The organism is Specibacter sp. BI4 (assembly GCF_056680095.1).
Map to the genome: position 1 here is coordinate 2,948,612 of NZ_CM155265.1, position 22,919 is coordinate 2,971,530.

The 22,919-nt window shown below is 63.9% G+C and carries 23 protein-coding genes; 6 read left to right on the plus strand and 17 right to left on the minus strand.

The window, feature by feature from the left end:
- From AC1L6K_RS13540 to AC1L6K_RS13555, 4 genes are all read right to left on the minus strand, one after another.
- Positions 1-954: a carbohydrate ABC transporter permease gene (locus tag AC1L6K_RS13540; protein WP_480949384.1), complete on the minus strand. Its 954-nt coding sequence runs from the start codon at positions 952-954 to the stop codon at positions 1-3.
- Positions 955-1,029: 75 nt separating this feature from the next.
- A complete protein-coding gene (locus tag AC1L6K_RS13545; RefSeq protein WP_480949385.1) occupies positions 1,030-2,352 on the minus strand; it encodes an extracellular solute-binding protein in 1,323 nt (440 codons plus the stop codon).
- Positions 2,353-2,657: 305 nt separating this feature from the next.
- Positions 2,658-3,695: a LacI family DNA-binding transcriptional regulator gene (locus tag AC1L6K_RS13550; protein WP_480949386.1), complete on the minus strand. Its 1,038-nt coding sequence runs from the start codon at positions 3,693-3,695 to the stop codon at positions 2,658-2,660.
- A 175-nt stretch (positions 3,696-3,870) separates the two neighbouring features.
- Complete coding sequence (locus AC1L6K_RS13555) at positions 3,871-5,382, minus strand: amino acid permease (protein WP_480949387.1); 1,512 nt, start codon at positions 5,380-5,382, stop codon at positions 3,871-3,873.
- 408 nt (positions 5,383-5,790) lie between these two features.
- On the opposite strand from AC1L6K_RS13555, the gene AC1L6K_RS13560 reads away from it, so the two are divergent.
- Entirely contained in the window at positions 5,791-6,720 is a 930-nt protein-coding gene (locus AC1L6K_RS13560; RefSeq protein ID WP_480949388.1) for a patatin-like phospholipase family protein, read from the plus strand.
- A gap of 30 nt (positions 6,721-6,750) precedes the next feature.
- On the opposite strand, the gene AC1L6K_RS13565 is transcribed toward AC1L6K_RS13560, so the two are convergent.
- Together AC1L6K_RS13565 and AC1L6K_RS13570 are read right to left on the minus strand one after the other, a co-directional pair.
- Positions 6,751-7,698 carry a MerR family transcriptional regulator gene (locus AC1L6K_RS13565; RefSeq protein WP_480949389.1) on the minus strand — a complete coding sequence of 316 codons (948 nt, stop codon included), beginning with the start codon at positions 7,696-7,698 and terminating at the stop codon, positions 6,751-6,753.
- A 251-nt stretch (positions 7,699-7,949) separates the two neighbouring features.
- Positions 7,950-8,984 (minus strand): NADP-dependent oxidoreductase, encoded by a 1,035-nt coding sequence (locus AC1L6K_RS13570; RefSeq protein WP_480949390.1) that lies wholly within the window; start codon positions 8,982-8,984, stop codon positions 7,950-7,952.
- 119 nt (positions 8,985-9,103) lie between these two features.
- Here AC1L6K_RS13570 and AC1L6K_RS13575 point away from each other — a divergent pair, with 119 nt between their 5' ends.
- Positions 9,104-9,682, plus strand: a complete 579-nt coding sequence (locus AC1L6K_RS13575) for a TetR/AcrR family transcriptional regulator (protein WP_480949391.1) — start codon at positions 9,104-9,106, stop codon at positions 9,680-9,682.
- A gap of 125 nt (positions 9,683-9,807) precedes the next feature.
- Here AC1L6K_RS13575 and AC1L6K_RS13580 read toward each other — a convergent pair whose 3' ends face one another.
- From AC1L6K_RS13580 to AC1L6K_RS13620, 9 genes are all read right to left on the minus strand, one after another.
- Entirely contained in the window at positions 9,808-10,182 is a 375-nt protein-coding gene (locus AC1L6K_RS13580; protein ID WP_480949392.1) for a hypothetical protein, read from the minus strand.
- A 123-nt stretch (positions 10,183-10,305) separates the two neighbouring features.
- On the minus strand, positions 10,306-11,355 hold the full coding sequence (locus AC1L6K_RS13585; RefSeq protein WP_480949393.1) for a HoxN/HupN/NixA family nickel/cobalt transporter: 1,050 nt from the start codon (positions 11,353-11,355) through the stop codon (positions 10,306-10,308).
- Positions 11,355-12,218, minus strand: a complete 864-nt coding sequence (locus tag AC1L6K_RS13590) for an urease accessory protein UreD (RefSeq protein ID WP_480949394.1) — start codon at positions 12,216-12,218, stop codon at positions 11,355-11,357. The genes AC1L6K_RS13585 and AC1L6K_RS13590 overlap by 1 nt, the downstream gene beginning before the upstream one ends.
- Before the next feature lie 8 nt (positions 12,219-12,226).
- Positions 12,227-12,841, minus strand: a complete 615-nt coding sequence (gene ureG / locus AC1L6K_RS13595) for an urease accessory protein UreG (RefSeq protein ID WP_480949395.1) — start codon at positions 12,839-12,841, stop codon at positions 12,227-12,229.
- Between the two features lie 26 nt (positions 12,842-12,867).
- Positions 12,868-13,554 (minus strand): urease accessory protein UreF, encoded by a 687-nt coding sequence (locus tag AC1L6K_RS13600; RefSeq protein WP_480949396.1) that lies wholly within the window; start codon positions 13,552-13,554, stop codon positions 12,868-12,870.
- A gap of 1 nt (position 13,555) precedes the next feature.
- The gene (gene ureE, locus AC1L6K_RS13605; RefSeq protein WP_480949397.1) at positions 13,556-14,050 is read right to left on the minus strand and encodes an urease accessory protein UreE; all 495 of its coding nucleotides are present in this window, start codon (positions 14,048-14,050) and stop codon (positions 13,556-13,558) included.
- A gap of 11 nt (positions 14,051-14,061) precedes the next feature.
- The gene (gene ureC, locus AC1L6K_RS13610; RefSeq protein ID WP_480949398.1) at positions 14,062-15,774 is read right to left on the minus strand and encodes an urease subunit alpha; all 1,713 of its coding nucleotides are present in this window, start codon (positions 15,772-15,774) and stop codon (positions 14,062-14,064) included.
- Positions 15,771-16,151, minus strand: coding sequence for an urease subunit beta (locus tag AC1L6K_RS13615; protein WP_480949399.1), 381 nt, complete (start codon positions 16,149-16,151; stop codon positions 15,771-15,773). The genes ureC and AC1L6K_RS13615 overlap by 4 nt, the downstream gene beginning before the upstream one ends.
- A gap of 30 nt (positions 16,152-16,181) precedes the next feature.
- Positions 16,182-16,484: an urease subunit gamma gene (locus tag AC1L6K_RS13620; RefSeq protein ID WP_480949400.1), complete on the minus strand. Its 303-nt coding sequence runs from the start codon at positions 16,482-16,484 to the stop codon at positions 16,182-16,184.
- Positions 16,485-17,126: 642 nt separating this feature from the next.
- Between AC1L6K_RS13620 and AC1L6K_RS13625 the strand changes: the two genes are divergently transcribed.
- Entirely contained in the window at positions 17,127-17,975 is an 849-nt protein-coding gene (locus tag AC1L6K_RS13625; protein ID WP_480949401.1) for an alpha/beta fold hydrolase, read from the plus strand.
- 486 nt (positions 17,976-18,461) lie between these two features.
- Here AC1L6K_RS13625 and AC1L6K_RS13630 read toward each other — a convergent pair whose 3' ends face one another.
- Positions 18,462-19,049: an antibiotic biosynthesis monooxygenase gene (locus AC1L6K_RS13630; RefSeq protein ID WP_480949402.1), complete on the minus strand. Its 588-nt coding sequence runs from the start codon at positions 19,047-19,049 to the stop codon at positions 18,462-18,464.
- 162 nt (positions 19,050-19,211) lie between these two features.
- Entirely contained in the window at positions 19,212-19,982 is a 771-nt protein-coding gene (locus AC1L6K_RS13635; RefSeq protein WP_480949403.1) for a C1 family peptidase, read from the minus strand.
- A gap of 546 nt (positions 19,983-20,528) precedes the next feature.
- Here AC1L6K_RS13635 and AC1L6K_RS13640 point away from each other — a divergent pair.
- The 3 genes from AC1L6K_RS13640 (at position 20,529) to AC1L6K_RS13650 (ending at position 22,783) form a co-directional block, all read left to right on the plus strand.
- Positions 20,529-20,900: a VOC family protein gene (locus tag AC1L6K_RS13640; RefSeq protein WP_480949404.1), complete on the plus strand. Its 372-nt coding sequence runs from the start codon at positions 20,529-20,531 to the stop codon at positions 20,898-20,900.
- A gap of 9 nt (positions 20,901-20,909) precedes the next feature.
- Positions 20,910-21,542, plus strand: a complete 633-nt coding sequence (locus AC1L6K_RS13645) for a nucleotidyltransferase family protein (RefSeq protein ID WP_480949405.1) — start codon at positions 20,910-20,912, stop codon at positions 21,540-21,542.
- A 173-nt stretch (positions 21,543-21,715) separates the two neighbouring features.
- Positions 21,716-22,783, plus strand: a complete 1,068-nt coding sequence (locus AC1L6K_RS13650; RefSeq protein ID WP_480949406.1) for an alkene reductase — start codon at positions 21,716-21,718, stop codon at positions 22,781-22,783.
- Positions 22,784-22,919: the final 136 nt, after the last annotated feature.

Here is a 22,919-nt window from a genome sequence, read left to right on the forward strand (position 1 = left end):
TTATGCACTCCTCTTTCGGGTGAGAACAAACTGGGATATCGACACCACGACGATAATGGCGAAAAAGATGTAGGAAATGGCTGCCGAATAGCCCAGCCGGTAGCCGGTAAATCCGGTCTCGAAGATGTATTGCACAACACTGCGGGTTGAGCCGGCAGGACCGCCGGCGGTCATTTGGTACACCTGGTCGAAGACCTTCAATGACGCCAGGACCTGCAGGATCACGATCATGACGGTTGTTGGATTGATTTGCGGCAGGGTGATGGAGAAGAACGCCCGCCAGCCCCCCGCACCGTCGAGTTGGGCCGCCTCGTAGTGTGCCTGCGGGATGTTTTGCATCGCGGCAAGGTAGAGCAGGAAATTGAAGCCGACAGTCCACCAAAGTGTGGCGATCACGATTGACCACATGGCGACGTCGGGATTGTTCAGCCAGTCGACGGGTGCGATGCCCACCTTGCCCAGGAGCTCATTGATCAAGCCGAGTTGGGGGTTGTACATCCATACGAAGAACAGCGACACCACCGTTGAGGCCAGCAGGTAGGGGGCGAAGAACGACAGGCGCCACAGCCATTGGGCGGGCAGGCCCATGTTGACCAGCGCGGCCATGGCCAGTGCGACGAGGACCAGCGGGACGGTGCTGATGACGGTGAAATACAAGGTGTTGCCCATCGAATGCCACATGTCGGCATCGCCGAGTGCCTCGATGTAGTTGGCAAATCCGACAAAGGAACTATTGGCGCCTGTCAGGGATTTGCCTGTGAAGCTCATATAGACGCCGTAGATCAGGGGCCAGACCAGGAACACGGCGAAGAAGGCCAGGAACGGGGCCATGAACCCCCACCCATGTTTGCGGTCCCGCCGCATCCTCACGGAGTGGCTGTTTTCCGGCGGCCGGGCCGTCGTCTTGTTTGGTGCCGTGGAATCTGGTGCCGTGGAAACGGTGGACGTACTCATTGCATTGGCTCCCTTGCCGCAAAAATTACTCTCCCAATGACGATGTGCTGCTCGTGCCTGACCACTGAATCTGGCCTAAACCGGGTTTGGCTTCGACAGCAACGCATCCAGCCGATGTACAAAGGCATCCCAGCCGTCTTTGGCTGCGGTGCGGCCGAGGAACACGTTTTGCACGTTCTCGGCAAAGTACGACTGGAAGTCCGAGCCCGAGCCGGTGAACCATGCCCGCGGATCGTAGTTGATGATGTCGGCCGCCGAGGAATAGTGCGCCTGCGGCAGGAGGTTCTTGTACTCTTCCGACTGCACCACCGGTTGGAAGCCGGGAATGTGGCCTGCCTTGGCCCAGTTCAGTGAACCCTTGAGGATGTCGGCAACGAAGGCGTACACATAGGCGCGTTTTTCTTCGTCGAGGTTGAGTTGATGCGGCAGCACGAACGCGTGCGAGTCGGCGAAAGCAGCCGGCGTGCCGAACAAGGTGGGAATCGGCATGGCATCGAAGGGCACCTTGGCCGTCTGCATGGTGGGCAGTTCCCAGACGCCACTCATCAGCAGGCCTGAATCCTGGGCAGCGAACTCGGCAATGGCCGTTCCGCCGTCACCGCTGGAGGCTGCTATCTTGCCATCCAGAAGCGAGTGGATGTATTCCAGCACTGTCACCGCCACGTCGCGGTCAACAAGCGCCTTCTCCCCCTGGACGAGTTCCATGGATGCGCCGTGCTGCTTGTAGAGCGTGTAGAACAAACGCCACATTTGCGCACCGTCCGCCAGGTAGCCGTACGAGAGTCCGTGCTTGCCTGTCACCTTGGCCATTTCCAGGGTCATCTCCTTGAACCCTTCGGGCGTCATGGTGTCTTCAAGCTGGCCGTTGGAGCCGAGCACTCCTGCCTTTTGGGCCACTTCGGTGTTGTACATCAGGATGAAAGGGTGCGAATCCAAGGCGATGGAAAACAATTTCCCATCCTGCAAACTGTTTTCCCAGATCCTGGGAGCGAAGTCCTTCTCGCCCACGCCGTGCTCGGCCAGGAGATCCATGTCCCAAGGGTCCAGCAGCCCGCCGGGAGCGTAGCCCGTCACCCGGGAGGCATGCATGATCGCCACTTCCGGAGGCCGCCCGCCTGCAGATGCCATGGCCAGTTTCGTGTAGTAGGGCGCTCCCCAGGCCAACACGGTGGGGTTGACGTGAAATGCCTGCTGTGCGCCGTTGGCTGCGTCAATCATGGTCTGCATCTTGATGCCGTCACCGCCGGACAACAAGTGCCAAAAGCGCAACTCGGCTTCCCCGGAGGCTTGGGCGGACCCTCCGCAGCCGGACAACAGGCCCGCCGCCAAGGCGCCCGAGAGCGCCATCCCTCCCCCGCGCAGCAGCTGCCTTCTGGACACGCTTGCAAGTTCATTCATCGGTCACTCCTTTGGACGCGATTGCACTGAATGGCCTGCCGGGGACTCTTGTCCGAATGACCTTCGGAACGGCACCCCGGCTGGGCCACTGTGATCTGTTCCACAGATTACATCGTTGTAATGGGTGCGCGCAAGGGTTTTTTGTTAGCGCGCACAAAGTTTCTTTTTCGACGTCGGACCGTCGGGGACGCGGCGGTCATTTGGGTGGGGCCGGCCCTCTGCCGGCCGCTGGCGAATGACCACAGCGGTCCCCGGCGCCCATTTCCATCGATTCAAGCGATGTTGGGTGCAGTCATCCAGTCAGGCTATGAGCGGGCCGGATCGACGGCATTTCGATGCCGGGGATTCCCCGTGCTGGCCCGGGCCACCAGCCGGTAAGGCAAGGTGACATCCGCCGGTTCACGCCGCTTGTCGGCCATGCGGCTGGTCAACAGTTTGATGACGTTCTCCGCCAATGCCCGCTTGTCGAAGGAGATGGTGGTCAGCGCCGGAACGGCAAACCTGCCGTGGTCGACGTCGTCAAAGCCGGCGACAAGAATGTCACCGGGCACCTGATGCCCGGCCTCCGCAAGAACGCTCAGGGCCCCTATGGCCAGGGAATCGGTGAAGCAAAAAATCGCGTCGGGGCTGTCATTGTTGGCCAGGAAGTGGCGCAGCGCCCTTGCGCTTCCGTCAGGGGTCCACAGGTCGCAGGGTATTTCCAGCCGCGAATCCCGTTCGATGCCCATTTCCGCCAGGGCCTGCCGATAGCCCAGCGTGCGGATTCTGGCTGTCGCCGTGCGATGATTTTCCGTGGCACCCAGGATGGCGATCCGGCGTCGGCCGCCTTGGGCCAGCGCCAGTGTCATCTCTCGGGCCGCGCCCATGTTGTCAATGCCAACATGGTCCACCTGGTTCTGGTCAACCTCGCCCAGCAGAACCATCGGCGGCAGGTTTCCTCCCACCCGGATGGCGCTCTCGTCCAAGGCGACGGGGTTCAGGATGAGCCCATCAATGAGGTTGGCACGGGCCTTGGACACCAGGTCAAATTCACGCTCCGGATCCAGCCCCGTTTCCTCGAGTTGAACACTCCAGCCCTGTTCGTGCGCAACCTGGACGATATGGTGCGTCAGCTCCGCGGAGTACGGAGTCCCGAGGTCGGGAAGTGCCAAGGCTATGACGCCGGTTCGCCCATTCCGCAGTCCCCTGGCTGACAGATTGGGCACGTAGTCGAGCTCGACGATGGCCGTTTCAACCTTGTTCCGGGTGTGTTCACTGACGGGAATGAGCCCGTTGACAACATTTGAAACTGTTTTTGGCGATACGCCTGCCCGGGCCGCAACGTCCTTGACTGTAGCCCGCATGTCCCCGATCCCCTGTCCACTGGTAATTACCGCTGCCCACGTCCGCTGACGGAGCGGCAGGGCCTCTCCAGACTACTGGCAGGACACAATAAGGCTCGAATTTCCGGAAGATTCCTGGCGCGAAGCAACATCACCTTGCCCGGACACAATCCAGTCATGTTGCAGGCATGCAGTGCTAGGCAGCGCGTTCCTCGATGTCCTCCGGGTCCGTGAGATCCATGTCCAGCAGGGGAACAATCTTGGATTTGGTGACGAATCGGTGTATCAGCCACAGGCCGAGGAAGATGGGGATGCCGATGTAGGCCGAGAGGACTTCCACGCCACGGCCGGCGAGAACGGCCTCATAGTTTTGGCCCGCAATCACCAGGATGAGGACCGCGAATGCCAGCAGCGGTCCGACGGGAAAGAACGATGCCTTGTACGGCAGGTCACTGACCTTGTTGCCCTGGGCCAGAAATCCCCGCCTGAACCGGTAGTGGGAAATCGCGATCCCGGCCCAGACGATGAAGCCGCACAGGCCCGAGACATTCAACAGCCACGAGTATGCTGCGCCCTGGCCGACGATGGCGGACAGGAAACCAAAAAGCCCGACAGCGGCCGTGGCGAGCAAGGCAGCCATGGGCACGCCCCGTGAGTTGGTCCGGCCGAAGATTTTGGGGGCCTTGCCGTCGTGCGCCATGGCGTAAAGCATGCGTGTTGAGGCGTAAAGCCCGGAGTTGCCGGCCGAGAGTATGGCGGTAAGAATGACGGCATTCATCAGGGCGGCGGCAAAGGCAATGCCTGCCCGTTCAAAAACCAGGGTGAACGGTGAAGCCGCAATGTCAGCTTCGCCGGACGCCAGCAGGCTCGGGTCGGTGAAGGGGATCAGGCAGCCGATGACGAAGATGGCACCAATGTAAAAGATCATGATGCGCCAGAAGACGGAGCGGATGGCGCGTGGCACCTCCCGCCGCGGGTTCTTGGCTTCGCCTGCCGCAACACCCACCAGTTCGGTGCCCTGGAAGGAGAAACCGGCGATCATGAACACGGAAATGATCGAAACCCAGCCGCCGTGGAACACGTCTTCACGGTTCTGCCAATTCGACATGCCTGAGGAACTGTCGCCAAGGACCCCAAAAATCATCAGCACACCGGCCACCAGGAACAACACCACAGCGACGACCTTGATCAGTGAGAGCCAGAATTCACTCTCCCCAAAGGCCTTGGCCGAGAGGGCGTTCACTGCGGTGAGCAGCACGAGGAAACTGCCGGCCCATACCCAGCCAGGCACCCCCGGGAACCAGAAGTCCATGATGATGCCCGCGGCCACCAGCTCGGCGGCCACAGTGATGGCCCAGTTGAACCAGTAGTTCCAGCCAATGGCAAACCCAAAGGATGGCGAGACAAAGCGGGTGGCATAGGTCTGAAATGAACCGGCCACAGGAATCTTGGCTGACATCTCCCCCAGGGACTGCATCAGCAGAAAGACCATCAGGCCCACCAGGGCATAGGCGACCAATGCCCCGCCCGGACCGGCCTGCGAAATGGTGCCGCCGGAGGCCACGAAGAGCCCGGTGCCGATGGCGCCGCCGATCGCGATCATCTGGAGGTGGCGGCTGCTTAGCCCGCGTTTAAGTTCATTGCCGGTGCTGCTGGCGCCATGGGGCGCGTTCGCGTCGATCTCAGGTTCTGCAGAAACTTGGCTCATGGATGGAATGTGACTCCTGGCTATTGACGTCCCAGGCCCGGGAACGCCTGAAGAGGATCCGTGATGCTCGAACCCTGTAGGGACTACAGCCCTCCATTATGTCGAGATTTCGACACGATGCAGGAATTGGTGGTGCGTGTCACGCAGCCCAACCCGGCTGACGGCGGCTTGCAACGTCCGGAGTCCTGCAGGGCGGTGGCAGATTCACCGCACCCTGCGCGGGGAGCTCAGCTGTTGCGCAGCGCATCCAAGGGGGCGATAATTATTCGGTAATCGTGATTAATCGGCAGGAGGTGGGTCCCATGAACGCGGTATCCATAGAGGGCGCTCCCCTGCAGTCCACGATCGCGCGATTGAGTTAGTCGCCACCGGGAGTTCCTGAGACGCAATTCGCGAAGGGCAACTCCCATGAACTCAAATACTTTTTCAACCCGCCACCCCACGCCTGAAGCAACTTCCGGGCGGGCGCTGGTCCTCGGCGGCGGCGGATCAGCCGGCAATGCCTGGCTTGTGGGTGTCATCGCCGGCCTTTTTGATGCCGGCTTGGACGTGACCGCCGCCGATCTGACCATCGGCACGTCGGCCGGGGCAACAGCGGCCGCCCAAATCACCGGCACCACCCCGCGGCGGCTGTTTTCCGACATTGTTGCCTCTCCGGTGCCGCCGCGGCCGGTTGATGGCATGCCCGGTGCCGGGCACGGCGGCAAAGGATCGTCTTCCGACACTTTGCGCAGGACGGGCGAGGTCATCGCGGCCTCGTCGAGTCCGGAAGACATGCGCCGTCGCATGGGCGAATCGGCGCTCTCGCTGGGCGCATCAACAGATGACACGGTGCAAGCGCGGTGGCGGGCCACCGTCGCATCCCGGCTGCCAAGCCAGAACTGGCCGCTACAGCGCGTGCTCATCACCGCGGTCAATGCGAATACCGGCGAACCCGCAGTGTTCGACCGCGATGGCGGCGTCCCCCTGGCGGACGCCGTTGCGGCCAGCTGCGCCGGCAGCTTCGCGTACAAGATCGGCGGCAACCACTACATCGACGGCGGCTACCGGCGAAATAGCGAGAACGCCGACCTGGCCGCCGGATGCGGGCGTGTGCTGGTCCTTTCGCCGCTGGGAGGCAGGACACGGCATCCGCTGGAGTGGGGCCTGCAGCTTGCCCCCCAAGTCGACGAGCTGCACGCGTGCGGCAGCACCGTGGAAACGATCCTGCCGGACAACAACTCACTCGACGCGTTTGGCGCCAACATGATGGACCTGTCAACGCGTCCGGCCGCTGCCCGGGCCGGTTATGGGCAAGGCAGGGAACGTGCCGGGCAGCTCATCGAATTCTGGCGCTGACTCCCGTCGGCACGGCCAAGGTGGCGAGGCTCAGGCGGCAGGATGCGCCTCCAACCAGGCCAGCACCTGCTGCGCGTGGGTGTTGGGCGGGAAAATTGGGTAGAAGACGTGCTCGATGACGCCGGCGCTGACGACCAGGGTCAGGCGTGAGTAGAGGCGCGGGTGGCCCGGTGCGGCGAAGGTTGGCAGGTCCATGGCTTCGGCGAGCTCGAACCCGGTGTCGGAGACCATGGTGAATGGCAGGCGGAGGCGGGCGGTGACCTCACGCTGGTAGTCGGGGTCCTGGCTGGAGAAGCCATGGACGCGTTCGACGCCGGCCGCCTGCAGCTGGGCGAAATGGTCACGGAAATCGCAGGCCTCGGTGCTGCAGCCGCGGGCGCCCGGGATGGCGTCCCACCCCTCGGGCAGGTCGGTGCCGGGCACGCCCGTCATCGGGTAGAGATAGATGATGGATCGGCCGGCACCGAGCCGGGACAAGTCCACCCGCCCACCATCCGTGGATTCGAGGACCAGCGCAGGCATGGCCAGCCCGGGGAGGTGGGCTGCGGCGCCGTCGTCCTCGGGAGCGGGAAGGTTGTCGGGGAGGGTCTGGGAATAGTCGATCAATTTGGGCTCCTTGGCAAACGTTCGATTCGCGCCCTGCTCCAGCCGTTCGGACAGCAGCAGGCGCCGGGAAGTGAGGGATGCGATGAGGCGGTCCAGCTCGGCGATGCTGTCCCTGTAGGCAGTCAGGGACGCGGGGCACTCATCGCTGTGGCGGTGCCCTGCTGCGAGGCACTCGACGAATGGAGCGGCCTTGGCCGGCGCGATGCCTTGTGCTGCGAGTGTGCGGATCTCCTTCACGATGCGCAGCTCGTGGTCCGAGTAATCGCGGTAGCCATTGGAGAGTCTCTCCGGTGCGACCAGACCGAGTTCCTCGTAGTATCGGACAGCCTTGATGGACGTCTCCGCCCGCCGGGCCAATTCACCTATTTGCATTCTTGCCTCCTGCAAACAGCTTAAACGTTGACCCCGGGGGCAGGGTCAAGCCGGGGCGGTTGAAGGGGACAATACTTCGCGCCGGCGTCGCCTCATGACCTGCATTGGGCCAGTGCCGCCGTCGCACTTTTCCGGCAGGACATTCAGCGTGCAGCATGGGCCGGAATCAGCGAAGGCCCGGTCCCGGGACATCCCCGAAGCCGGACCTGCCTGCCTTCGCTCCGCGCAGCCACGCCGGTGGCAGGCGGGGCCTAGCCGATCAGATCCGCCATCACGGCCGTGCGAACCACCATCTTGCCCGTGTTCGCACCCTGCATCATGGCCAGGAAGGCGTCAACAGCGTTGTCGATGCCGTCAACGACCGTTTCGTCGAAGGCGATCTCACCCGCTGTGAACCATTTGGTCATGCGCTCGTTGAATTCCGGGGCGAGGTCCAGGTAGCTGCCCAGGGTGAAGCCCTTGAGGGAAAGGCCGCGCGTGATCATGTTGACCATGTTGTCAGGACCGGCCTTGCGTCCGGTGGTGTTGTAGCCGGCAATGGCGCCGCACAAGGCAGCCCGCCCGCCCGGGTTGAGCACGTCAAGGGCGGCTTCGAGGTGGTCGCCGCCGACGTTGTCGAAGAACACGTCGACGCCGTCAGGTGCGGCAGCTGCGAGCATCTCGCGCACCGAACCTGACTTGTAGTTGAAGGCGGCGTCGTAGCCGTACTTTTCCGTCAGCAAGGCAACCTTCTCGTCGCTTCCGGCCGAGCCGATGACGCGGCCGGCACCCAGGAGGCGGGCAATCTGGCCGGCCGCTGTGCCGACAGCGCCGGCGGCACCGGAGATGAACACCGTGTCGCCGGCCTTCATGCCCGCAACCGCCGTCAGGCCGACGTAGCCGGTGAGTCCCGTCATGCCGAGCATGCCCAGGTACAGCGAGAGCGGCACGCCGGGCAGTTCCGGCACGACCTTGAACCCGGCGGCGTCCTCTTGGACAACGTCCCGCCAGCCGAACTGGTGGAGCACCACGGCACCCACAGGGATGCTGTCGCTGGCGGACTCGACGACGCGGCCGATGGCGCCGCCACCCATGGTCTCGCCCAGGGCGAACGGTGCCGCGTAGCTTTTGGCGTCACTCATGCGTCCGCGCATGTAGGGGTCAACGGAGATGAACTCATTGACGACCCGCAACTGGCCGGGATTGAGCGGACCAAGCTCCACCTTCACAGCGGAAAAGTCACCGGCGGTCGGCCAGCCGAAGGGGCGTGCGGCGAGCTGGATTTGGGTACTGACTGATGTGGGCACAGGGTGATCCTTCTTTGGCGGTGGCGGCCCATGGAACACATCGCCGCGACCATGGGATATTATGTATCGTACGGTCCACTATATAGTGGACTGACTGGTTCACAAAATTAGGGACGCACTTGGGACGCACACAGGCCTTTGACACCAACGAGGCCGTCCGGTCGGCACGGACGGTGTTTTGGGAGCACGGCTATGAGGAAGCATCACTGCCCGACCTTGAACGCGCCACGGGATTGAGCCGGTCCAGCATCTACCACGCCTTTGGCAGCAAACGGGGGCTCTTTGACGCTGCCATCAAGAGCTACCTGACCGAGATCATCGAGCCACGGCTGCGCGGGCTCAACTCGCCCGAGCTCACACCGGGCGCCATCGTTCACTATTTCACCGGCCTGCGGGCCGCACTCACACAGCCCGAGTCGCTGTCTTCGGGCCACGGCTGCCTGCTTTTGAACGCGGCCGGCGCCCCGATCTCCAACGATGCCGCCGTGAGCGAGGCGATCGCCGGCTACCGCCGGGAACTCCATGCCTCGCTGTCGTTCGGGGTTGCCGCCCACCGGCCGCATCTTGGTCCCGGCCAGGGCCAGCAGCTGGCCACTGTGCTTACCTCGCTGGTGATAGCCGCCATGACCCTGGCCCGCATCGACAACGAACAAGCACTCGCAACTGTTGACACCGCGTTGCAACTGCTCGAGGACTGACAGCACTTCCCGGCCTACGCCGGTCTGCGCTGCCGCACCACTTTCCGCGGAACGGCCAGGGCCTGCCAAAACGGCGCAGCTGCCACCCGATCGTGGCTGCCGCGCCGGCCATGGCCGGTAGCCCGCTACTTCGCGGCTTCCATTTGTGCGGCGTATTCTTCCTGCGTCAGTTCGAGCGCCACGTTCACGTACGACACATCCGTCATGCTGCCTGCTGCGGGCTCCGTCGAGCCAACCTTGGCATCAGCCCAGGGACTGCCCTCAACCCAAGTGGCTCCCGTCTTGTCAACGAGTTGGGCGAAGAAGTCGTCTTTCACGAGGGTTTCGTATGCTTCCTGGTACGTCATGCCGACAACATTGGGGACTGCCCGCTTCGCCTGGGTCGCAGTGGAAGCTGAGCTGGGCGTTTCGCCCGGGGTTGTTGCGGGCGCAGCGGTACCGCACGCGGACAGACCGGCAATCAAAATTGCCGCAGCGGAAAACTGAATAAATTTCTTCATGGGCCTAACTTCATCGTCAAATTTCAGGGCGGAATTCATACTCCAGCCGGGTTCTGTCCAACGATCAATCCTCGGGCCAGGACGTGGCTTGCCACGCACACAGTCCAGTTTCCATGCGCTACGTCACACCGGCGTGCTTTCGTCCTTGTTCCGCCGCCAGCCCAATGCCGCGATCCCCCACACTGCCAGGAACAGTCCGACGAGGAGCAAACCGGCATGACCGAGGTCCAGGTTGGCAAGCCACGTCGTAACGGGGTCGCTCAGGCCCAGAACGTCATGGAGGATGGTGGCGATGGTCAGCAGTGAGATAAAGAGTGCCGAGGTGGCCGAAAGCCCCGTGACCACCATGTTGAAGCCAATCCGGCGCGCCGGGTTCATGACAGCCGAGCGGTACATCTTCATCATGGCCATGCCGTTGGCAGTATCGCACAGCGTCATGGCTGCCGTGAATGCCAGCGGCAGCGCCAGCAGGGCGGCAACCGAAATGCCGGCCAGCGCGGCCGACGCCGTCAACAGCAGGAACGCGATGGTGGAAGCCGTGTCAAAGCCGAGCCCGAACAGGAAACCCAGCACGTAAATGTCGCGGGGTCGCTTCACCTTTGACAGGGGCTTGTCCATGAGCCGGGCGACCATGCCGGTGGGTGCCAGCTCGTGGTCCTGCACCGTGCCGCCGCCACGCACCCGCCGGAACAGGACGTTGGCTTTCAGGAATGCGGAGCCGTTGAACAGGCCGATCGCCAGCAGGAACAAGGCCGAGACGCTCGCGCCGAAGACGGCAAGTGCCATGTTCGCCGTCGAGCCCTCCTGCAGCACCGCCCCCATGATGCCGGCGCCGCTGACGACCAGGATGCCGGCCAGCATCACCACGGAGCTGTGGCCCATGCTGAAGGCAAAGCCCACACTCACCGGGCCCCGGCCCTGGGCAGCGAACTTCCGGCTGGCGTTGTCGATCGCGGCGATGTGGTCCCAGTCGTAGCTGTGCTTCACACCTGCCAAATAGGCCGTGATAACCAGGCCGATGGCCAGCGGGTGCACATCGCGCATCAGCGAGAACCCCATCAGTGCCGCCACGATGATGTGCAGCAGGGCCACAGCCAGGAACGTGGCGCCCATCCTTTGGGCGACCGGAAGCTTTTCGCGTTCCAGATATCCAAGGCGGGCAATGGTCGTCATCAGTATTTCCTTAAGTTCAGAGGTTCTTGGCCGTACCACCGGTCGCGGAGCAAATCCACGGCGGCAGCCAGCAGTTCATTCAGTAGTTCTGTTGAGTGGGACAGGGCCCGCACGGCCAGTCCCGGGCCGTCCAACAGCGTGATCCCCAGCTGGCCGCCGTCGTTCCTGGGAGCCAGCAGGGCATGCAGTTCATCCACGAGTGCGCCATCAACCCGGGCGTCCATCACCAGCAGCGAGCCCAGGTGCGTGTATTCCGCCATGAAGCAGCTGCTGTCCACGGGCGATCCCGTCCCCGGTCGGATCAACAAGTTGTCGAGGACTGTCAGCCGGCCGCCGATGGAGATTTCGTTGCGCATGCGGATCTCGTCGTACCTGAACAGCTCACCGTCGGGCGACCACCCGGGCGTCACCACCTCGGCCATGACGAGCGACGCCGACGGGTCCATGTCCACCCGCGTCACCTGCCCGTAGCTGGCTTCCCGGTACGCGATCAAGGGATCGGGCAGCAGTTCCAGCCGCGACCCCGCGCCCAACGACAGGTGCATGTGTTGTTCGGCCCTGTCGTTGGGCGTGCGATAGATCTTCGTGGCCGACTGCGTCGTCAATAGCAGGTCTGCCCCGTCGGCAACTGCGACCTCGATCAGGTATTTGTCGCCGCCCAGATAAGCGCCGCCCGGGTTGATCACCACATAGCAAACCTGGCCCGACCCATCCAGATAGTGCGGGCGCAGGATCCGCAGGGCCCCGTCATGGAATTGACGCACGGCGATGGAGTTGCCGTCCCGCCTGTCAACCTCCAGCGACAGCCGGCCTGCCCAGTCGAGAGCTGCGCCAATCCGCCCCACGGAGGCTGTTGTGGTCACCTGGGCCCCTAGTTCGCCAGGTCAAGCATGAGCACGTCGCGCCTGAGCCAGTTAAGTACGTGTTCCAGTCCGTCGTCGGTCTTGAGGTTCGTGAAGCAGTAGGGCTTGTGGCCGCGGAATTCCAGGGTGTCGGCCTCCATCACGGACAGATCCGCTCCCACATAGGGGGCCAGGTCGGTTTTGTTGATGATGAACAGGTCTGACTTGATCATGCCCTGCCCGGCCTTGCGCGGAATCTTCTCACCCTGTGCCACATCGATGATGTAGATGGAGAAGTCCACCAGCTCGGGGCTGAACGTGGCCGAGAGGTTGTCGCCGCCGGACTCGATGAAGATCAGCTGCAGGTCCGGATGCCGGGCCTGCAGCTCCTCCACGGCGGCCGAGTTCATCGACGTGTCTTCGCGGATCGCCGTGTGCGGGCAGCCACCGGTCTCGATGCCAATGATCCTGTCCAGCGGCAGCACACCGTTCGCGGCCAGGATCTTGGCATCCTCGATGGTGTAGATGTCGTTGGTGATGGCCGCGCTGGACACTTTCCCGTCCAGGGCGCGTGTCAGGCGCTCCACGAGTTGGGTCTTGCCGGCGCCAACCGGGCCGCCAACGCCAATCTTGATCGGTTTCATTTGTTTCTCCTTCTAAAGTTTGCAGGTCATGACATGAACATGCGGGCGCGTTGGCGCTCGTGCTGCATTTGGGCGATTTCCAGCCCGGGGGCCGTGACGCCGAAATCCTCGCGTCCCAGCGTTTGGATAAGTGCGACGCCGTCCCGCACCTCTTGGTGCGCAGCGGCGAGGACACGTTGGCCGGCGTTTTGGCCGAGGGGAATGCCGCGGATCGCGTTCTGCGTCAGTGCCGTGACGGTGGAAAACAGGTAGGTGCTGAGTAGTTCCTCCAACGGCACGCCTAGGTTCCTGCCGGCGATGGCGAAGGCCAGTGCCGGGTGCCCGGCACACTCCCCCGCGGTCACCGCCGTCGCATACGCCGCCAACTCGTCGCAGGGGAAGACGGAGCCGGCGATGTCGAGCATGCGCGCACCCATCTTCACCCCGGCCTCCCGGATCTCCCGGGGCAGGGCTGCTGCGTGCAGTTCCCTGTCGACCCGGAACAGTTCTGCCTGGCTTTCCGCCTCACAGGCGAGGCGGATGGCCAGCCCGTCGGAGTGGACCAGCTGGATGCGGATGAACTGGGTCAGCCAGTTCGCGAAGCTCGCCTCGTCGTGGATGAGCTCCCGGTGCAGGTGGCTTTCCATGCCGAGCGAGTGGCTGAAGGCGCCGGTGGGCAGCGCCGAATCGCTCAGTTGCAGCAGCGGCAACAGGTAGCTCGGTGCGCCCGCCATGCTAGTGCGTGTGTTCTGCGTGGCGGAACGGCACAGGCATGACGCGTTCCTGGCGCGAGTACGGGACGCCCACATGCTTGAGGTAGTCCTCCACGGTGTGGTCGTAGGCGAGCACCATGACCTGGGCCTGGTACTCGCTGTCGTCGCCGAAGAATTGTGCCTGCATGTGCCGGTTGCCCAGGTTGTGCGCCACGATGCCCATCTCCCTGACGGATTTTGGGGCGATCACCAGGACATCCGTGTGTTCGACGGAGATGACGATGGCGTCCTTTCCGTCGACATGGAGGACGTCACCGTCACGCAGATCGGCGTGCGTTTCGCCGGTCAGGCGGATGCCCAGCTCCCGGCCGTGGTCGGTGGTGACGCGCTGGATGCGCTTGACCAGCATTGCCGACGGCAGCACGACACGTTCCTCATGCAGTTGTTCAAGGCTGGCAGGGTCAAACGTCTCTGTGGCAGGGTCAAACTTGTTGCCAATAATGGCTGCGATAATCAATGGTTCTCCTCTTAAAACAGGAAGTAGCGCTGCGCCATGGGCAGCACGCTGGAGGGTTCGGCCGTGACGACCTCGCCGTCAACACGCACCTCATAGGTTTCCGGGTCCACCTGGATGTCGGGTGTTTCGCCGTTGTGTTTCATGTCGGCCTTGGTGAGGTTGCGGATGCCGTGGCAGGCACGCACCTCGTGCTGCAGGCCCAGCTCGGCCGGGACCCCGGCGTCGACGGCGGCCTGGGACATGAACGTGATGGAGGACGAATGCACTGCCCGGCCCAGGGACGCGAAGTTGTGCCTGAAGGTGCGCGGCTGCGGGGTGGGGATGGAGCCGTTGGGGTCGCCCATGATGGACATGACCATCTGGCCGCCCTTGATCACCATCTCCGGTTTTACCCCGAAGAACGCCGGTTCCCAGATGACGAGGTCGGCGAATTTGCCTGCCTCGATGCTGCCAACGGAATCGGCGATGCCGTGGGCGATGGCCGGGTTGATCGTGTATTTGGCAACAAAGCGCTTCAGGCGCGCATTGTCGCCCAACTCGGGGTCGTCGTCGTACTTCCCGCGCTGGCGCTTCATGGCATCGGCGACCTGCCAGGTGCGCAGGACCACCTCGCCGACGCGGCCCATGGCCTGGGAGTCGGAGGAGGTGATGGAGAAGATGCCCATGTCGTGCAGGACGTCCTCGGCGGCGATGGTTTCCTTGCGGATGCGGGAGTCGGCGAAGGCCACGTCCTCGGGGATGTCGGGGCTGAGGTGGTGGCAGACCATGAGCATGTCGAGGTGTTCGTCGATGGTGTTGACAGTGAACGGCAGGGTGGGGTTGGTCGACGCCGGCAGCACGTTGGGGAGGCCGGCCACCTTGATGATGTCCGGGGCATGCCCGCCGCCGGCACCCTCGGTGTGGAAGGTGTGGATGACGCGGCCGTCGATGGCCTTGATGGTGTCCTCGACGAAGCCGAATTCGTTGAGGGTGTCGGAGTGGATGGCGACCTGGACATCGAATTCGTCGGCAACCTGCAGCGACATGTCGATCGAGGAGTGTGTGGCGCCCCAGTCCTCGTGGACCTTAAGCCCGATGACGCCGGCCCGGACCTGTTCGGCCAGCGGCTCCCGGGCGCTCGCGTGGCCCTTGCCGAGGAGGCCGATGTTGATGGGCAGGTTGTCGACTGCCTGGAGCATCTTGGAGATGTGCCATTTGCCCGGCGTGACGGTGGTGGCCTTGCTGGCCTCGGACGGGCCGGTGCCGCCGCCGATGAGCGTGGTGACGCCCGATGCCAGGGCGACGGGGACCTGGTCGGGGCTGACGAAGTGCACGTGCGTGTCGATGCCGCCGGCGGTCATGATCTTGCCCTCGCCGGCGATGACGTCCGTGGCGACGCCGATGGTGATGTTCACGCCGTCGGAAATGTCCGGGTTGCCGGCCTTGCCGATCTTGAAGATGTGCCCGTCCCGCAGGGCGACGTCTGCCTTGTAGATGCCTGTGTAGTCCAGGACGATGATGTTGGTGATGACGGTGTCCGGGATGTCTTCGTCGCGGGTGCGCTGGCCGTTTTGGCCCATGCCGTCGCGGATGACCTTGCCGCCGCCGTAGACAACTTCCTCACCGTACTTCGTGTGGTCGTGTTCGATTTCGAGGAAGAGTTCGGTGTCCGCGAGGCGGATGGCGTCGCCGGTGGTGGGGCCGTACAGGTCGGAATACTGCTTGCGGCTCAGGTCAAAGCTCATTTGGCATCATCCTTTACTGCATTTGCTCCGTTTTTCACACCGTTTTTTGCGCCGTTGGAGCCGGTTGGGGCGTCCAGCGGACCATTGACCTGGTCGCGGAAGCCGTGGACCTCGCGGGTCCCCGAAAGCTCGATCAGGTTCACTGTTTTTGCGTCGCCCGGTTCAAAGCGGACGGCGGTGCCTGCCGGAATGTCCAGCCGGCGGCCGTAGGCTGCCGCACGGTCAAACTCCATGGCGTCGTTAACTTCGGCGAAGTGGTAGTGCGAACCGACCTGGATGGGCCGGTCGCCACGGTTGATGATTTTTAGCGAAATCGGTTCCAACCCGGCATTGCAGGTTACCGCTTCTTCACGCAAAATGTATTCCCCAGGAATCATGGGAGTCGCTCCTTCGGCGTTCGGGCTGCATTAACGGATGGGATTGTGCACAGTGACGAGCTTGGTGCCGTCGGGGAAGGTTGCCTCGACCTGAACGTCCTTGATCATGTCGGCCACCCCGTCCATGACGTCGGAGCGGGACAGTATGGTGCTCCCCCAGCTCATAAGATCCGCCACGGTGCGGCCGTCGCGGGCGCCCTCAATCAGCTCATACGTCAGAATGGCGACGGCTTCCGGATGGTTGAGTTTTAGATTTCGTGATTGTCTGCGCCGGGCCAGATCTGCGGCGACAACGATCATGAGTTTTTCCTGCTCACGGGGCGTCAGGTGCATGTATTCCTCCTCAAGGAAGTAACGGATTCAAGTGTCCACCCGTTATCTGCGACCGGCAAGAGACTGTCCGGGAGGTCCGTGGAATAAGGCAACAGTATCAGAGAGAAAAGATCCCGGCAGGCAGGACGGAATCCGCGGCGGTCCGCGGCAGATGGTGCCGTGCGGCTGGGGTGTGCTGGGACGCTTTTGCGCGGCCGATTACTGTTTCTGCCCGGGCGCGCCGCAATCCGTTGCCGGGCTCGTCCGGAGCCGTTTGTTGGGCACGCCGGCTGGCGCCGTCGTGCTTCAACGGCGGGCCCGCTGGATGGGGCAGGCTGCACCTGACCGCTTCCAGTGGTCCGATGATTCGCTGGCCATTTTCGCTGGCCATTAAGGACGGGATCTAGGTGGCCTGTAAATTTTCGTCCGCGAGCGTAGAATGGCGGGAAGTGGTCTCGACATTGGAGGCTTCCGCTGTCACGGGTGGCATGGACTGAACACGGTGAGGCGGTTGCTCCCTGACGAACGGGACACGCCATGTCGATGCAGCGAAGAACCATCCATACACTTTACGCGGCGTGCCTCGCTGCCTTGTTGAGTTCATGTGCGCCTCCCGTGCCTGACACCCCGGCCCCGCCCGAGCCGACCAAGCAAAGTACAGACGTGGCCGGTCTCTTCGATGTCGGTGGTGGTCGGCAAATGTATCTCGAATGCCGGGGAACGGGGTCGCCAACTGTTGTGCTGGTCTCCGGGCAACGAGCGTCGGCTCAGGACTGGATGGAGGTCGCCGACGGTGTCGCTGGGCCAGCCGTGTTCGAGGATGTCGCGCGCCACACTCGGGTGTGCGCCTTCGACCGACCGGGAACTCCTGTCGGAGAAAGCTTCAGCCGAAGCGACCCTGCACCGATGCCGACGAACGCCCTCGCGGTCGTCGATGACCTGCATGCGCTCCTCGCCGCAGCGGGAGAAAGCGAGCAGTTCGTGCTCGTCGCGCACTCGATCGGTGGCCTCGCAGCGCGCCTGTATGCCTCAAGCTATCCCGATCAGGTGCTCGGGCTCGCGCTCGTCGACGCCACCTCGATCGAGATGCAGGATGCGTACAGCCCTGGGGACTGGGCGATTCAACTTGCGCTTATCAACGGCGACACCACCCAGATGCTGGTGGAGTACCCTGATATCGAACGATTCGATATCCAGGCAAGCTTCGATCAGGTTCGGCAGGCTCCGCCGATGCAGCCAATGCCATTTACCGTCATCTCTGCTGACCATCCATGGGGCCCGCTCGTCGAGGAGTCCGTCGCGGCCGGCGGACAACCGCCTGAGGTGCCTGCTGACTTTGGGTACAAACTCGACGCAGTTTTAGTCAAGTCGCGGGCAGCAGTTGCCGCGCTCCTACCGGATACCGTGGTCATCGGCGACACCGACAGCGGTCACATCGTGCACCAGGAGCAACCGCGCATCGTTGCTGGCGCAATCGTGGATCTCGTCGAACGTGTTCGCGCCAAGGGGTAGCGTCCCCTCGGCGTCTGTTCCGTGGCTCTAAAACCATCCCCTGCATCAGCCGGGTGAATCGTGGCTGGCCCAAGCATAATAATGCCGGTGTTACTGGTGGACCTATGGACGAGCCGGATTGACTAACGGATACGCCGCTGGAGTGCCAGTGCGAGAGTTGGCCGCGTCGTCCAATGTTCTCCGTGCCGCGGCGCGCCGGATTACACGTCGAGCCGGTCATCCAGGTGGAAAGCCGGAGTGATCGGCTGACCATGTGCGCACCAGGAACAGCCGGACCCGACCGCAGAGGCGGTGCTGAAGGTCGTTGATCTCGTGCGGGCGGGTGCGGGGCTCCGGCAGCCGTCAGTGAAACTCCTGAATGACCTGCCACCGCGGGCGCAGACATCCAGAAGCGGTCGGTCACGGGCAGCCATGACCGGGCCCGGTGGAATCCCCGGCTCATCCACGGGCTGGCGGTGCTGCTGGGCTGGTCACCCAGGCCGGCTGCTACCGGGGCTTGCGGGAGCGGCGGGACTTGCGCGGGGCCTGCAGCCAGGGGCGCAGCACCCGGGTGCTGAGCGGGAGGAACAAATAAGTCATGATGGGCGTCAGGATGCCGATGTTCAGCAGCACGGCAAGGACCAGCGGCCAGTCCGCTGTGATCGGGCGCAAAAAAATGTTCGCCAGCAGGCTCAGCGGGAAGAACGGCAGGAAGATGCCGACTGCCTGCTTCCATCTCGGGGGGACGACGGTTTCCGGGACGCTGATGGAGACGTCGCCGGGTTGGTCGAACCAGCCTTCGATGCCCGTGCGATGCTCCACCCGGGTGATTTCCATGAGCCCGCCACCGCCGTCGATCCACCATTTGCGCTCGTGTGAGTTGTCCCAGTCGCGCAAGGTGTCGACATTGGAGAAGCGGTACATGACGTGCCATTCGTCGGACGCCGGGCTGACCCGCACCCACCCCGAGCCCAGATAGCCCGGCCACTCGCGGGCCAGCTCCTGGCCGGCATGCGCCCACGCGGCGAATTGGCGGTGATGGCCGGGCTGGACTGACCTGGCGATGGAAACTGTGACGGGCTGGGATTTTAACACCGCGCAAGTCTACGTCGCTTTGGCAAGTGGCGCCCACCATGCGGACTTCACCGCGCGCGGACTTAAAAGCACGCAGCCGGCACAGGGGCAGGCGTGCCGGGCCCGACCGTGACCGCCTTCCAGCGCAAGGCCGGCCTGCGCCGTCGTGCCTCAGCTGGCAGATCAGGTGGTGGATTTGACGGTCCAGAAGTCGCTGGCCAGAGATTGGCTGAGCAGATAGGTGTACGGCATGGTGGCGTACCCCGCCAGTCCCCAACCGGCGCCCCACGAGTTGCGGATGGTGAAGCGCTGACTGGCGTCGTCATATCCGACGGCGACCACGCAATGCCCTCCCAAGACGCTCTCGCCCGCCCCGGGCATGGGGACGACACCGGTGCTGGCAACCTGGGCGCTTTCGAAGCTGTCGTACACCGTGAAGCCAAACACGATCGGGTACCCCGAGGCCAGGCAGCTCTTCAGCTGGCTCAAGGTCTGGCTGACAAGCGAGTAGGTGACGGCACGCTGTTTCCTGGCCGCGGTGTAGGCTGCTGCCTTTGGCTTGACGGTGAACTTGGCGATGTCGTACGGCCACAGTGTTTCGTCGCAGGCGCCTGTGGCCGCGACCGTCTTGATGCCATCGCGGATTTGCGCCCCGGCGTCGGACTTGACCGTCCCCTCGATTACGCGTTCGTTGTAGTAGATGAACAGGCGCGACGGCGTGGACGTGTCCGCCAGGCCTTCCTTCAACGCATCAAACTGCACAACCCCGGCCACACCGTTGCCCGTGCAGGAACCCAGCTGGCCCTGGTCATAGACTGGCGGGCATTGGGGAACAAGGTCGACGGAGGGAGGCAGGTTTGCCTGGACTGCGCTGGGAGCGGCAAAGTGAAAGTCCCGCTGATCCGGAAGGTCTCGGATCCATCCGTACCGCGAGTTGGTTCTGGCCATGGTCATGCCTCCTTCGCCATGCTGTGGTCCGTTGGGCCTCAACCAGTGTGGCTGACTCTTAGATTCCTCCGGCGCGGTCGGCGCGTCAAGGTGCCGGATTCGTTTCGCGGGCATTTTGACATGGGGCAGTCGCGACGCTGGGGTCGGTGGCTGGTGGCCGGGCCCGCCATGGGCGAATAACCACAGCGGCCACGCGATTGGGGAACGGCCCGGCCAGGGCAGAATCTCACCAGGCGCAGCCCGCACCCGTTTAGTGGCTTGGCTTCTTGTACGTTCCGTGCGTGGCAATCAGGCCCATAATGATCGTGACAACCACAATGACAGCAACGACGACAACCAGTCCCATCATGTCCATGACGAGTCAGCTCCTTGGTCCGGGGCCGGCGCGCGGCCAGCCGGCGAACAGATTCAGGGGAGGTACTGCGCACGTTCGCCTACCTCCATCATGCACCCGCGGCGGCAATGTCTCCAGAGCGGGACGCCTCCAGCGGGCGCAGGTGGGCCGGTGCCGCTACGATCAGAGGAAATCCCTCACAGAAGTGGAGCATTGCAATGGAACTCGGCGCCTTCTCAGTCAGTCTCACAGTCAAGGACATCCACGCCTCAGTGGCCTTTTATGAAAAGCTCGGCTTCACCAGGCACGTCGGCGACATCACCCAGAACTGGCTGGTGATGAAAAACGGTGACGCAGTTGTCGGGCTCTTTCAGGGCATGTTTGACAAGAACTCCCTGACGTTTAACCCGGGCTGGAACCAGGATGCGCAGGGGCTGGCGTCGTTCACCGATGTGCGCGACATCCAACAACGGCTCAGGGCCGACGGGGTGGAGTTCCTCTCGGAGGCCGACGAGGCCAGCAGCGGGCCGGCAAGCTTCGTCGTCCTGGATCCGGACGGCAATCCGGTCATCGTGGACCAGCATGTCTGAGTGCAGGCCATGACAGGGACGACGGCGGTGCTGCTCGCCGCGGGTGCCGGAACCCGCCTGGGGCTCGGGCCGAAGGCGCTCCTGCCCTTCCATGGCCACACTCTTGTGCACCATGCCGCCACCCAGCTGCTGCGGGGCGGCTGCGCGAAAGTGGTCGTGGTCATCGGAGCAGGCGCGGCGGAAGTGCGCCAAACCCCGCTGCCACCCGGGTGCATGGTGGTGGAAAACCCCCGCTGGCGTGAAGGCATGGGCACCTCGTTTGCCGCAGGGATTGCCGCCGCCGGTGCGGGGCAGGTGCTGGTGGCACTGGTGGACCAGCCGGGCCTGAACCATGGGCTCGTGGAAATCCTCCTGGCCCTGCACAGGCCCGGCCGGATCACCGCCGCCGCCTACCGGTCAGGTCACGGGGCGCCGGGACAAGGTGGCTTGAGGCGCGGCAATCCGGTGCTGTTCTCCCCGGCACACGCCACCGCGGCTGCCGCCATGGCCACCGGCGATTCCGGCGCCCGGGCCTACTTGGCGGCGCACCCGGACGAAATTGACCTGGTGGACTTCAGCCCTTACACGGACGGCGCGGACATCGACACCCCCGAACAGCTGCACCTGCTGGAGGAACCTCCTCCCCCGCCTGAAGAGGCATGAAAGCCAGCCCTGCGTGCGTCTGAAGCACGACGACGGAAGGTGCCCTTCCCCGGGAAGCCGGCCTCCCGGCGTCGTGCCGTCCCGGCAGTGCCTTGCCGCACACCCGGGAATAGCAGGCAGGGCAGTGGCGGTTGTGCCCGGAGTATCCCGTCAGCTGAACTTTGGAGAAGTCCTTGAACCTGTTTTCACCCGTGACCCTCGGCGGCCTCGAACTCCCCAACCGCGTGGTCATGGCCCCGCTCACCCGCTCCCGGTCCGGCCGTGACGGCGTGCCCGGGGACCTCGTTGTTGAATATTACCGCCAGCGCGCGTCCATGGGCCTGCTGACCAGCGAGGGCGTGTACCCCAGCTTCGCCGGGCAGGCCTTCGTCCGCCAACCCGGTCTCGTCACCGATGAACAGATTGCCGGCTGGAGGCGTGTCACCGACGCCGTGCACGCCGACGGCGGCCGCATCATCGCCCAGGTCATGCACTCCGGCCGGGTCACCCACCCGGACACGAACGGCGGAAGCACCGTTGTCGCCCCCAGCGCCATCGCGATCGACGGCGTGACCCGCACCTACGAAGGCAAGCAGCCCTACCCCGTCCCCCATGCGCTGACGGCCGAAGAGCTCCCCGGCGTCATCGACGAATTTGTGCAGGGTTCCCGCAACGCCATGGCCGCTGGCTTTGACGGCGTGGAGCTGCACGGCGCCAACGGCTACCTGCTGCACGAATTCCTGGCCCCGTCAGCCAACCAGCGCAGCGACGCCTACGGCGGCAGCCCCGAAAACCGGGCCCGCTTCGTCATCGAGACCGTTGCGGCGGTGGCGGAAGTCATCGGCGCCGACAAGACGTGGCTGCGCATCTCGCCCGAGCACAACGTCCAGGGCGCACTTGAAACTGACCCGGCCGACACCGAGGCCGCCTACACGGCCCTGATGGACGGCATTGCGCCCCTGGGCCTGGCCGGTCTGAGCGTGCTGCACAAGGATCCGGCGGGCCACCTCGTCCAGACCCTGAGGACCCGCTTTGGCGGTCCGGTGCTGTTGAACACCGGCTTTGAGACCATCACCACCCTGGCCGACGCCCAGGCCACGGCAGCGTGGGCGGACGCCGTCGTGGTGGGCCGGCCCGCACTGGCCAACCCGGACCTCGTCCGCCGCTGGGCTGAGGACCTGCCGCTGAACGAGCCGGACCACAGCACCTTCTACACCGAGGGCGCAGCCGGGTACACCGACTACCCGTTCTGGGCGAACTAGCCCGGGAGGCCAGCCGGATCAGGCCGAGGCACAGTCCACCGAGGCCTTGTGCATCAGCCTGAGCCACCCGCACAACAACAAGATCGACGGCGTCCGCATCACCTCCACCGGGGGCGATGCGGACGCCGTGTTCTGT